Annotated in this window: 7 protein-coding genes; all 7 read left to right on the forward strand. The window is 69.7% G+C overall.

Features of this window, described 5'->3' with window-relative positions:
• The first annotated feature begins 5 nt into the window (after positions 1 to 5).
• The 7 genes from AC0693_RS06975 to galE all read left to right on the forward strand — a co-directional run bounded on the left by AC0693_RS06975 (position 6) and on the right by galE (position 12,509).
• On the forward strand, positions 6 to 6,884 hold the full coding sequence (locus AC0693_RS06975; RefSeq protein WP_478801178.1) for an RHS repeat-associated core domain-containing protein: 6,879 nt from the start codon (positions 6 to 8) through the stop codon (positions 6,882 to 6,884).
• Positions 6,885 to 6,934: 50 nt separating this feature from the next.
• Positions 6,935 to 7,309, forward strand: coding sequence for a hypothetical protein (locus AC0693_RS06980; RefSeq protein WP_478801179.1), 375 nt, complete (start codon positions 6,935 to 6,937; stop codon positions 7,307 to 7,309).
• A gap of 238 nt (positions 7,310 to 7,547) precedes the next feature.
• The gene (gene rplU, locus AC0693_RS06985) at positions 7,548 to 7,868 is read left to right on the forward strand and encodes a 50S ribosomal protein L21 (RefSeq protein ID WP_330330369.1); all 321 of its coding nucleotides are present in this window, start codon (positions 7,548 to 7,550) and stop codon (positions 7,866 to 7,868) included.
• 13 nt (positions 7,869 to 7,881) lie between these two features.
• Entirely contained in the window at positions 7,882 to 8,136 is a 255-nt protein-coding gene (rpmA, locus tag AC0693_RS06990; protein WP_069920265.1) for a 50S ribosomal protein L27, read from the forward strand.
• A gap of 178 nt (positions 8,137 to 8,314) precedes the next feature.
• Positions 8,315 to 9,772 (forward strand): GTPase ObgE, encoded by a 1,458-nt coding sequence (gene obgE, locus AC0693_RS06995; protein ID WP_356410616.1) that lies wholly within the window; start codon positions 8,315 to 8,317, stop codon positions 9,770 to 9,772.
• 120 nt (positions 9,773 to 9,892) lie between these two features.
• A complete protein-coding gene (locus AC0693_RS07000) occupies positions 9,893 to 11,512 on the forward strand; it encodes a glycosyltransferase family 2 protein (RefSeq protein ID WP_478801180.1) in 1,620 nt (539 codons plus the stop codon).
• A 16-nt stretch (positions 11,513 to 11,528) separates the two neighbouring features.
• The gene (gene galE, locus AC0693_RS07005) at positions 11,529 to 12,509 is read left to right on the forward strand and encodes a UDP-glucose 4-epimerase GalE (RefSeq protein WP_478801181.1); all 981 of its coding nucleotides are present in this window, start codon (positions 11,529 to 11,531) and stop codon (positions 12,507 to 12,509) included.
• Positions 12,510 to 12,526 lie beyond the last annotated feature (17 nt).

A 12,526-nucleotide genomic window follows, 5' to 3' on the forward strand; every position in this document is an offset into this window, starting at 1 on the left:
GGCGCATGTCCCGGCGAACACTCGGCTCGGTCGTCATCGGCCTGAGCCTGGCCCTGTCCGCCTCCTCGGTCCAGGCACTGGAACTCGCCCCCGGCGGCGCCAAGCGGCCCGGAGTCCAGGACTTCGGCGACCCCGTCAAGGGGACCAAGGCAAAGCCCAAGGGCCGCCCGGCGAACGCCACCGCCAAGGCAGCCGTCAAGAACCTGGACAAGCCGGTATGGCCCGGCACCGGCAGCGCCGAACTGGGCGTCGCCGCCGCCCAAGTGAAGGTCGGCGGCCTGCCCGTCACCGTCACCGCCCCGAAGGAGGCCGGAGCCAAGGCTCCGGCCGCCTCCTTCAAGGCCGCCGCGGTCGCCGGGGCCAAGCAGCCCGGCAAGGTCCAGGTCGACGTACTGGCCCCCGAGCGGGCCGCCAAGCTCGGCGCGGGCGCGCTGCTGCGCGTCCAGCGGGCCGACCAGGCCGCCGAAGCGGGCCGGGTCCGGCTGAACGTCGACTACTCGGCCTTCGCCGACGGCTTCGGCGGCAGCTACGGATCGCGCCTCCAGCTGGTCGAGCTCCCGGCCTGTGCGGCGGTCGCCGAACCCGGCACCGCCGCCTGCCCCGAGCTGCCCACGCCGCTCAAGACGGTCAACAATCCGAAGACGAAGACGGTCTCCGCGGACCTCACCGCCCCGGCGCGCATGGCCGGCATGACCACGATGGCGGCCGGTCCCTCCGCGAGCGGCACGATGGTCGCCCTCGCGGCCGGCGATTCCTCCTCGCAGGGCTCGTACGCGGCGACCCCGCTGGCCCCCTCGGCCAAGTGGAACGTGGCCACCTCCTCGGGCGGGTTCTCCTGGTCCTACCCGCTGCGCACCCCGCCCGCCCCGGGCGGGCTGGTACCCACCGTGGGCCTCGGCTACTCCTCGCAGTCCGCGGACGGCCGCACCTCCGACACCAACAACCAGGGCTCCTGGCTCGGCGAAGGCTTCTCGTACGAAGCGGGGTACGTAGAGCGCCGCTACAAGCCCTGTGCGAAGGACGGCCAGGCATCCTCCGCCGAGCAGTGCTGGGCCTTCGACAACGCCACCGTCATGCTCAACGGCACGTCCACCGAGCTGATCAAGGGCGACGCCGACGGCAAGTGGCGGTTCGCGGCCGACGACGGCTCGAAGGTCGAGCAGCTCACGGGCGCCGTCAACGGCGACAACAACGGCGAGCACTGGAAGATCACCACGACCGACGGCACGGAGTACTACTTCGGCAAGAACCGGCTGCCCGGCTGGGCCGCCGGCAACGAGGAGACCTCGTCCGTCTGGACCACTCCCGTCTTCGGGAACAACAGCGGTGAGCCCTGCTACAACGCGACGTTCGCGAGCGCGTCGTGCCAGCAGGGCTGGCGGTGGAACCTCGACTACGTCAAGGACCGCCAGGGCAACGTCATGTCGTACTTCTACGGCAAGGAGACGAACCACTACGCCCTGAACGGCAAGACCGACGTCAACGGCACCGCGTACACCTCGGGCGGCTGGGTCAAGCGCATCGACTACGGCCAGCGTGAGGCCACCGTCTACTCGGCCAAGGCCCCGGCCCGCGTCGCCTTCACGACGCAGGAGCGCTGCCTGCCCACCGACACCTTCAAGTGCCTGCCGACCGACTTCAAGACGGCGAACGCCGCCTACTGGCCGGACGTCCCGATGGACCGGTACTGCGCGCCGAGCACGAAGTGCAACGCCACCCAGGTCGCCGCCTCCTTCTGGACCCGTCAGCGCCTGACCGGTGTCACCACCCAGATCCGCAAGGACGCCACGACCTACGAGGACGTGGACGCGTGGACCTTCACCCATGAGTTCACCGACAACGGTGACCAGTCCAAGACGCTGTGGCTCTCCAAGATCGACCACGAGGGGCGCAAGGGCGGCAGCGCCAAGGTGCCCTCGGTCGAACTGATGGGAACCCAGCTGGCCAACCGGGTGGACGGTCTCGACGAGTCCATCGCCCCCTTCCACCGCTTCCGCCTCTCCACCGTACTGAGCGAGACCGGCGCCCAGCTGGACGTCAACTACGCCCCCGCGGAGTGCACCAAGGACGCCCTGCCCAAGCCGGGCGAGTCCACGAAGCGCTGCTACCCGGTCGTCTGGTCGCCCCCGGGCTTCCTCGACCCGATCACCGACTGGTTCCACAAGTACGTCGTCGCGCAGGTCATCGAGACCGACCGGACCGGCGGCGCCCCCGAGCAGGTCACGCAGTACGAGTACCAGGGCCCGGCAGCCTGGCGTAAGGCCGAGCCGGACGGCATGACCGAGGACAAGTACCTCACCTGGGGCGGCTGGCAGGGCTACGGCAAGGTCAAGGTGACCACCGGCGGCACCACCACCAAGCCGACCCGCATCGACTACACCTACCTCCAGGGCATGGACGGCGACAAGCTGCCCGACGGCACCGCCCGTTCGTCCGTGATCACCGACTCCGAGGGCGGCACCTACACCGACCACAAGGAGTTCAGCGGCCACGAGCTGGAGGCCGCCACCTACGACGGCAACAAGCTCGTCTCCAAGGTCATCAAGACCCCGATGCGGCACTACACCGCGACGGACACCAACACCTGGGGCACCAGCCACGCCTCGCTCACCAAGACCGTCAAAACGCGCGGCTACACGGTGACCGAGGGCGGCGACGGCCGCCGCGAGACCGAGTCGAACACCACGTACGACCTGGCCAACGGCACCGGCCGGATCCTCACCTCCGAGGACCTCGGCGATCTGTCCACCACCGCCGACGACACCTGCACCCGCACGTCCTACGCGGACAACGCGGCGGCCAACGTCCTCAGCCTCGCCTCGCGCGTCGAGACCGTCTCGGTCAAGTGCGCCACGACCCCCGACCGCAAGACGCAGGTGCTCTCCGACGAGCGCACCTCCTACGACGACCTGGCCTTCGGCGCCGCGCCCACCATCGGCAACGCGACGAAGACCGAGCGGATGACCTCCCACGACGGGACCACCGCCACCTACCAGGTCACCGGCACGACGGCGTACGACGGCTTCGGCCGCCCGACCTCCCAGACCGACGCCTCGGGCGCCGAGACCAAGACGGCGTACACCGACGTCAACGGCCTCATCTCGCAGGTGCAGGTCACCAACGCCCTCGGCCACATCACCACCACGGACTACGCCCCCGCCTGGGGCCAGTCCCTCGGCCAGACCGACCCCAACGGCAAGCGCAGCGACCTCGCGCTGGACCCGCTAGGCCGACTGGTCTCCGTCTGGCTGCCGGACCGCTCGAAGGCGGCCCCGCAGACCCCGAGCATCAAGTACAGCTACAACTTCCGCACCGACAAGCCGGTCTCCGTCAAGACGGAGAAGATCGAGATCGACGGCTCGTACGGCGCCGAGTACCAGCTGTACGACAGCCTGCTGCGCCCGAGGCAGAAGCAGACCGAGGGCCCGAGCGGCACCCGCATGGTGGCCGACACCTTCTACAGCCCGACGGGCAAGATGGCGAAGGCCAACGCCACGTACAACGCGGCGGGCACTCCGTCCGACGAACTGCTGATCGTGCGCAACGGCGACGTCGGCGCGCAGACCCTCTACGAGTACGACGGTCTGGGCCGGACCACCGCCGAGATCTTCGCGGTGGCGGGCGGCGAGCAGTGGCGTACGACGTACGTCCACGGCGGCGACCGGGTCCACATCGACCCGCCGGTCGGCGGCACCCCGACGACCACGCTGACGGACGCGCAGGACCGCACGACGGAGGTCCGCCACTACAAGGGCGCCGCTCCGGTCCCGGTGGGGCCGACGTCGGGATACGACACTACGAAGTACGCGTACACGCCGGCGGGCAAGCTTCGTCAGCTCACCGACGCCGCAGGCAACAGCTGGACCTACAAGTACGACCAGCTGGGCCGTATGACCGAGGCCGTGGACCCGGACTCGGGCAAGCGGACCACTACGTACGACGAGGTGGACCGCCCGGTCACGGCGACGGACGCTCGCGGCAAGACGATCTCCTCCGTCTACGACAAGCTCGGCCGGATCCTGACGACGTGGGACGGTCCGGCGACCACGGGCGTCAAGCTCACCGAAAAGCGCTACGACAAGGCGGGCTGGCTCGGCAAGGAATGGGCGTCGCTGCGCTACACCAACGCGACGGAGTACTTCGCCTCCATCGTCCAGGCGATGGACGAGTTCTACCAGCCGCTGAAGACTGCCTACACGGTCCCCGCCTCCTCGGGCACGGGCCTCACGGGCACCTACGTCTTCACCAGCGCCTACAACCGTGACGGCACCAAGCAGAGCGACGGTCTCCCCGCCGCAGGCGGTCTCCCCGCCGAGGCACTCGCCTACGGCTACGACGACATCCAACGCCTGAAGTCCATGACGGGCACGACGTCGTACGTCACCAACACCATCTGGTCCGGCCGCACCCTGCTCCAGCAGCTGGAGTTGAACACGGGCGGCAAGAAGGCCTGGCAGACCTTCCAGTACGAGACCGGCACCGACCGGCTGGTGCAGTCGAAGGTGGACGTCTACGGCTCGACCACCGGCCCGGCCAAGGAGTCGAACTACTCCTACGACCAGATCGGGAACGTCAAGTCCATCGCAGACACGGCGGGCTCGGGCGCGCCCGACCTGCAGTGCTTCGCGTACGACTACCAGAACCGGATGACGGAGTCCTGGACCCCGGCGACCACGAAGGCCGCGGCTGCCGCAGTCGGCACGGTCGGCAGCCAGGTCCCGGTCTCGGGCTCGGGTCCCGCCGCCTGCAACCAGGCTCCCGGCTCCGCCGCCCTGGGCGGTCCGGCGCCGTACTGGAACTCGTACACCTTCGACACGGTCGGCAACCGTCTCTCCGAGACGGCCCACGACACCGGCCTGAACGCGTCGAAGGACGTCAAGCGCACCTTCACCTACAAGGCGGGCACCCACCAGCTTCAGCAGGTTCTGGAGAACACCCCGAGCGGCGCCCGCCAGTACACCTACGGCTACGACGCGGCCGGTAACACCGAAAAGCGCACGATCGGAGGCAACACCCAGACCCTGGAATACGACGCCCTCGGCAACCCGGTCAAGAACAGTCAGCCGGACGACGTCACCACCCCGGGCAAGAACGAGGCGTCGGAGACGACCTTCCTCTACGGCGCTGACGGCAGCCGTGTCCAGCGCAAGGATGCCACCGGTACCACGGTGTACCTGCCCGGCCTGGAGCTGCGCCTGGACGCGGGAGCGACCACGGCGAAGGCGACGCGGTACTACGCCTTCGCGGGCCAGAACATCGCCATCCGCACCTCGGACAACAAGCTGTCCTTCCTGGCCTCGGACCACCACGGCACGGCGGAGCTGTCCATCGACTCGACAACCGGCGCGGTCACCCAGCGCCGGATGGACCCGTACGGCAACAACCGAGGCACCCCGCAGGGCACCTGGCCGGGGGAGAAGGGTTTCGTCGGCGGCACGGTCGACGCGTCGACCGGTCTGACGACCATCGGCGCCCGTGAGTACGACCCGTTCCTGGGCAAGTTCACCACCCCTGACCCGGTCGTCGACACGAACGACGCACAACAGCTCAACGCGTACGCCTACGCCCACAACCGCCCGGTCTCGGCGAGCGACCCGACGGGTCTGTACGACCCGGACGAGCGCGCGTACTGCTCGCAGCACCCGAGCAGTTGCACGAGCGGCAAGGTCAACACGGACACCACGCCGGACCAGCAGGACGTCAATGACGCCACAGACGACCTGAACCAGGCGGAGGGCAACCTCAACAGCGCCAAGGGCAAGGTCAAGCAGGCCGTCAAGCAGATCACCAAGATCCTGATGGACGAGCTCGGCGTCACGGCCGCGCTCGACTGCTTCTCCAGCGGTGACCTCGGCTCGTGTGGCGAGACGGCGCTCAACATCGCGGGCAGCTTCGCGGGAGGCCTGGCGGGCAAGGTCCTGGCCAAGTACGGCGCCCCGTGGAAGTGGGAGAAGGCCGGAAAGCTGATCAAGCGCCTGGCCGGCCTCGCAGGCGACCTGATCGACGGCGCGAAAGCGTGGTGGAACGCTTCCGAGAAGGTCAAGAAGGCCAAGGGCGCCCTGGCCGCCGCAACGGAGCGTTTGGCGGGTTCCGGCGGTTGTCCCACCCCGCACAGCTTCCTGCCCGGTACGGAAGTCCTACTCAGTGACGGATCGACGAAGAAGATCGAGGACGTCGAGATAGGAGACAGTGTCTCCACCACGGATCTGACCACTGGCGAGACCGTCACCCGGGAAGTCGTGGCCACGATCGTCACCCAGGATGACAAGCATTTCGTGGATCTCACGGTGAACAGCGATTCCGGTGAGGCCTCCCTCGTCTCGACGGTGACACATCCCTTCTGGGTCGAGGCGGAGCAGCGGTTCGTCGACGCCGGGGACCTCCGGCCGGGAATGATCCTGCGTACGCCCGCCGGTTCCACGGTCGAGCTGTCCGGTATGCGGTTCTTCAATGAAGTGCGCCGGACGCACGACCTCACCATCGACGACATCCACGCCTACTACGTGCTCGCCGGCACCACTCCCCTCCTCGTGCACAACATCGGCGGTAAGAAGGGCGGATACGGCGACGCATGTAAGCTCTTCTATCCCGGTGAATATGCTGGAGGGACGATTCCGGCACGCAATCAGGGCCGGTCCTGGACGCAGGCGGAGATCGACCAGACGAATGTGAACGGAAACACCCACGGTTGCCACACCTGCGGTACCAAGACGTCCGGCTACCCGAAGGGGACGTGGGTCAAGGACCATCAGCCGGTCTCTACGTTCGTCGATAAGGACATCGAGCAGCAGTTGTTCCCCCAGTGCATGGAGTGCAGCGGGAAGCAAGGAAGAGCGGCGGCTCAAATGAAGCGGGACGGCATAAACCCCTATAGGGATTGGTAGCGTCCCCCTGCGGAATGTGCGGGATCTTGTTCGAGTAAGGAGTGCGATAGGTGGAAGAATTCCTGGCAAACGTGCCGTGGGGAATCTTGAAGCTCGAGTCGGTGGGCGGGTCTGGAGACATCCCTGAAGCGGATCCGGACGGACGGCCGGTCTCGGCCAACGAGGCCTGTGTGACCGTCACGGTCCTGCACGGAGACTTCGGGCAGGTGCGCGTACGGATCGGGCATGACGTGGTGGTGGAGGAGGAGCAAGTCGCGTTCACCGGGCTCATCGAGTGTCCGAGCCGGGTCCTTGAGGTCTCGGACGTCGTGGGTGACACGTCCTACCTGCAGTTCCCTGTCGGCGCCGACAGGGTGGAGGTCATCGTCGGGCTCGACAAGCCGGAGATGGCCGAAGTCGTGACGATCGGTGTGCGGGTACGGTGACGTCGCCCCAGGGTGGCCTCCGGTGACGGGCCCGCTCTGAGCTATCGCCGCCCACGGGCCCCGGTTTGATTCCTCGGACCGGGGCCCGTAACCTGGGTCGCTGGCGTGTCTATGCATACGCCATCCACTGAGCACCTCACCTCCCGTACCGCCTGGCGGTACGGGGGAGGCCGGCCTGCGGGTTCCCGCGGTGGCCGGCTGGCTTCAGGGGTTCCCTTCGAGTGAGAGAGAGATCCGCGTGTACGCCATCGTGCGCAGCGGTGGTCGCCAGCACAAGGTTGCTGTCGGCGACATCGTTGAAGTTGACAAGATTCCCACTGCCAAGGTTGGCGACACGGTCGAGCTCTCGACCCTGCTCGTCGTCGACGGCGAAGCCGTGACCAGCGACCCGTGGGTCCTGGCCGGCATCAAGGTCACGGCTGAGATTGTGGATCACCACAAGGGCGCCAAGATCGACATCCTGCGGTACAAGAACAAGACCGGCTACCGCCGTCGCCAGGGTCACCGCCAGCAGTACACGGCGATCAAGGTCACCGGTATCCCCGCGGCTGCGAAGTAAGAGGGACTGAGACATGGCACACAAGAAGGGCGCATCTTCCACCCGGAACGGGCGCGACTCCAATGCCCAGCGGCTCGGCGTGAAGCGCTTCGGCGGTCAGGTCGTTTCCGCTGGTGAGATCCTCGTCCGCCAGCGCGGCACGCACTTCCACCCGGGTGCGGGCGTCGGCCGTGGCGGCGACGACACGCTGTTCGCGCTGCAGGCCGGTGCCGTCGAGTTCGGCACCCACCGCGGCCGCAAGGTCGTCAACATCGTTCCGGCCGCCTGATCCAGCTCCTGCTGGTCTCGCGTACGTAACTTCCCGAGGGCGGATCTCAGCTCTTTCCGGTGAAAGCCGGGAAGAGAGGTCCGCCCTCGGCGCGTTGTCACATAGACACGTTTAATGGGTAGCAAGGCCTACCCCCCGGGCTTTCCGGGATATTCCCGCTGTATCTGGAGGAACAACCATGACCACCTTCGTGGACCGCGTCGAGCTGCATGTCGCCGCGGGTAACGGGGGCCACGGCTGCGCCTCCGTACACCGGGAGAAGTTCAAGCCGCTCGGCGGCCCCGACGGCGGCAACGGCGGCCGTGGCGGTGACGTCATCCTCGTGGTGGAGCAGGCGGTCACCACCCTGCTCGACTACCACCACAGCCCCCACCGCAAGGCCACCAACGGCCAGCCCGGCGCGGGCGACAACCGTTCCGGCAAGGACGGCCAGGACCTGATCCTGCCCGTCCCGGACGGCACCGTCGTCCTCGACAAGGAGGGCAACGTCCTCGCCGACCTCGTCGGCCAGGGCACCACCTACGTCGCTGCCGAAGGCGGCCGCGGCGGCCTCGGCAACGCCGCGCTGTCCTCGGCCCGCCGCAAGGCGCCCGGCTTCGCCCTGCTCGGCGTCCCCGGCACCGGCGGCGACGTCATCCTGGAGCTGAAGACCGTCGCCGACGTGGCGCTCGTCGGCTTCCCGAGCGCGGGCAAGTCCTCGCTCATCTCGGTGCTCTCCGCGGCCAAGCCGAAGATCGCCGACTACCCCTTCACCACCCTGGTCCCCAACCTCGGCGTGGTCACCGCGGGCTCGACGGTCTACACGATCGCCGACGTCCCGGGCCTGATCCCCGGCGCCAGCCAGGGCCGCGGCCTCGGCCTGGAGTTCCTGCGCCACGTCGAGCGCTGCTCGATCCTCGTGCACGTGCTGGACACCGCCACCCTGGAGAGCGACCGCGACCCGCTCGCCGACCTCGACGCCATCGAGAACGAGCTGAAGCTCTACGGCGGCGGCCTGGAGAAGCGTCCGCGCCTCGTCGTCCTGAACAAGGTCGACATCCCCGACGGCCAGGACCTCGCCGAGATGGTCCGCCCGGACCTGGAGGCCCGCGGCTACAAGGTCTTCGAGGTCTCCGCGGTCGCCCGCACCGGCCTGAAGGAGCTGTCCTTCTTCCTCGCCGAGGTCATCGCGAAGGCCCGCGCCCGCAAGCCGAAGGAAGAGGCGACCCGCGTCGTCATCCGGCCGAAGGCCGTGGACGACTCCGGCTTCACCATTACCTACGACGAGGTCGAGGACGTCTACAAGGTCCGCGGCGAGAAGCCCGAGCGCTGGGTCCGCCAGACCGACTTCAACAACGACGAGGCCGTCGGCTACCTCGCCGACCGCCTCAACCGCCTCGGCGTCGAGGACGGGCTGCGCAAGGCCGGCGCCCGCGCCGGTGACGGCGTCGCGATCGGCTCCGACGAGAACGCGGTCGTCTTCGACTGGGAGCCGACCATGATGGCCGGCGCCGAGATGCTGGGCCGTCGCGGCGAGGACCACCGCCTGGAGGCCCCGCGTCCGGCGGCGACCCGCCGCCGCGACAAGGAAGCCGAGCGCGGCGACACGGCGCAGCAGGAGTACGACGCGTTCCGCCAGAACCAGACCGGCGCCTGACCGAGGCCCGCGTGCGTTGAAAGCCCCCGCCGGGGTCCCGTCCGGGACCTTTGCGGGGGCTTTCGCACGGAGTGCGCCGGTACCGGTCACCCCTCCCCGGACGTCCCATAGGATCCTGGGGTGAGCAGCACCAACACTCCCCGCGTCTCCGTCGTGGTGATCGCCTACAACGACGCCGCGCTCGTGGGCGAAGCCGTCACCTCGGCCCTCGCCCAGGGCCTCGTGGTGGGCGAGGTCATCGCCGTCGACGACGCCTCCACCGACGGCACCGCCAGGGTGCTCGACGAGCTGGCCGCCGTCCACCCGCGCCTGAAGGTCGTGCACCGCACGGAGAACAGCGGGGGCTGCGGCACGCCCCGCAACGACGGGATCGCGGCCGCGACCGAGCCGTACGTCCTCTTCCTCGACAGCGACGACGTGCTCCCCCCGGGGGCCGCCGCGGCGCTGGTGCGCGGAGCCGAGGAGCACCGGTCGCCCGTCACCGTCGGCGCGTGCGTGCGGCGCGAGCTGCCGCAGGGGCACGACGTGCCCTGGATGCCCGGGCTGCACACCCCCGGCGAGGTGATCGAGCGGCCCGCGGACCGGCCCGGCCTGGTCCGCGACACCCTGTGCGTCAACAAGCTGTACGAGCGGTCCTTCCTCGACAAGCACGGGATCCGCTTCCCCGACGGCCGCTTCGTCTACGAGGACTTCGTCTTCACCGCCCGCGTGCTCGCCGCCGCCCCGCGCATCGCCGTCGTCCCCGAGCTGGTCTACGTCTGGCACGTGCGCCGCGCCGCGGCCCGGGTGTCGATCTCCCTGGACCGCAAGGACGTGGGCAACTGGGCGGCGCGGGTCCAGGCCCACGCGGCCGCGGCCGCCGTGCTCACCGCCGCCGATCCGGCGCTCGGCCTCGCCTGCCAGGTCAAGTTCCTGGAGTACGACCTGCGGATGTACCTGCGGGAGCTGGGCACCGACCCCGGCTACCAGGCAGCCTGGTGGACCCTGACGCGGGACTACGTCGCCGGCTTCGACGAGGCCGCCGTCGAGGCGGCCGGGGCCCGGGCCCGCTGGATCGTGCGCGTGCTGCGCGCCGCCCCGGCGCCGCCCGCCGACGTGCGGCGCCTGATGCGCTTCGCCGCCGAGCCGCCCCGGCTGCTGCCCCCGTACGCCCGGAACGCCGACGGGGTCCCGGTGTGGAGCGAGGAGACCCCCGCCGTCCTCGACGGACTGGCCGAGCTGCCCGTCGCCGAGCTGCCCGTGACCGTCGACGCGGAACCGGCGGGCGGCGGCGCGCGTCTCACCCTGCGTGTCCACGACCTGTACGGACGCCTCGCCGAGGCCCCGCCCCGCACCGCCCAGCTGCGCTTCGTACCGCGCGCGGGCGGCGAACCGGTCGTCGTCCCGGCGGTCGCCCTGCGCCCCGACGGCGCGGACGGCTGGAGCGCCGAGCTGCCCTTCCGGCTCGCCTCGCTCGCCGCGACCGGCCGCCGTCGCGGTCTGCGCGGGATCCAGGCGTGGGACGTCCGGGTGAGCGTCGACTGCGCCGACGGCAGCTCCCTGCTCACCGCCCTGCGCCCGCTGGGCGACCTGCTGCGGCGCCGGGCACTGCTCAGCGGCCGGTACGGTGTTCTGCTGACGCAGCCCTACCGCACCGCCGCGGGATCGCTGGCGCTGCGGCTCGCACCCGGCGCGGAGGGCGCCGCCACCTTCGTACGCAACCGCCTCGGCCGGGCCCGTCCGGGCCGTCGGCCGCGCTAGAGCTCGGGAGAACCGCATGACGTTTCTGATCACGGGAGGCGCCGGTTACATCGGCGCACACGTCGTCCGCGCGATGCTGCTCGCCGGTGAGGAGGTCGTCGTCCTCGACGACCTCTCCACGGGCAACGCCGACCGCGTCCCGGAGGGCGTTCCGCTGGTGATCGGGTCCGTCCTGGACCGTCTCGTCCTCGACGAGGCCTTCCAGCAGTACGACATCACCGGCGTGGTGCACCTGGCGGGCAAGAAGCAGGTCGGCGAGTCCGTCCAGAAGCCGGCGTACTACTACCACGAGAACGTACAGGGGCTCGTGGTCCTCCTGGAGGCGGTCGCCGCCGCCGGGATCCGCAACGTCCTCTTCTCCTCCTCGGCCTCCGTGTACGGCATGCCCGACGTGGACCTCGTCACCGAGGAGACCCCGTGCGCGCCGCTGAGCCCGTACGGCGAGACCAAGCTGGCGGGGGAGTGGCTGGTCCGCGCGGCGGGCCGGGCCCACGGCATCTCCACGGCGTGCCTGCGCTACTTCAACGTGGCGGGCGCGGCCACCCCCGAACTCGCCGACACCGGCGTCTACAACCTGGTCCCGATGGTCTTCGAGCGCTACGACGCCGGCGAGGGCGCGCTGATCTTCGGCGACGACTACCCGACCCCGGACGGCACCTGCATCCGCGACTACATCCACGTCGAGGACCTGGCCGAGGCCCACCTCGTGGCCGCACGCAAGCTCGTCGAACGCTCCGCGCGGGGCGAGTACGGGGACCTGACCGTCAACATCGGGCGCGGCGAGGGCGTCTCCGTACGGGAGATGGTCCGGCTGATGAACGAGCACACCGGGCACGACATCGCCCCGGTCGTCGCCACGCGCCGCCCCGGCGACCCGGCCAAGGTCGTGGCCTCGGCCGACCGGATCTCGGCCGAGCTGGGCTGGAAGGCCCGCCACGACGTCCGCGAGATGATCACCTCGGCGTGGGCGGGCTGGGAAGCCCACCGCGGCCGCTGACCGGGCGCCGCACCGCC

Source organism: Streptomyces sp. NPDC043876, assembly GCF_056435825.1.

What these genes read in the sequence shown, in the direction of transcription:
- AC0693_RS06975 (WP_478801178.1), top strand. Translation starts at nt 6, where the DNA reads ATGTCCCGGCGAACACTCGGCTCGGTCGTCATCGGCCTGAGCCTGGCC.
- rpmA (WP_069920265.1), top strand. Translation starts at nt 7,882, where the DNA reads ATGGCACACAAGAAGGGCGCATCTTCCACCCGGAACGGGCGCGACTCC.
- obgE (WP_356410616.1), top strand. Translation starts at nt 8,315, where the DNA reads ATGACCACCTTCGTGGACCGCGTCGAGCTGCATGTCGCCGCGGGTAAC.
- galE (WP_478801181.1), top strand. Translation starts at nt 11,529, where the DNA reads ATGACGTTTCTGATCACGGGAGGCGCCGGTTACATCGGCGCACACGTC.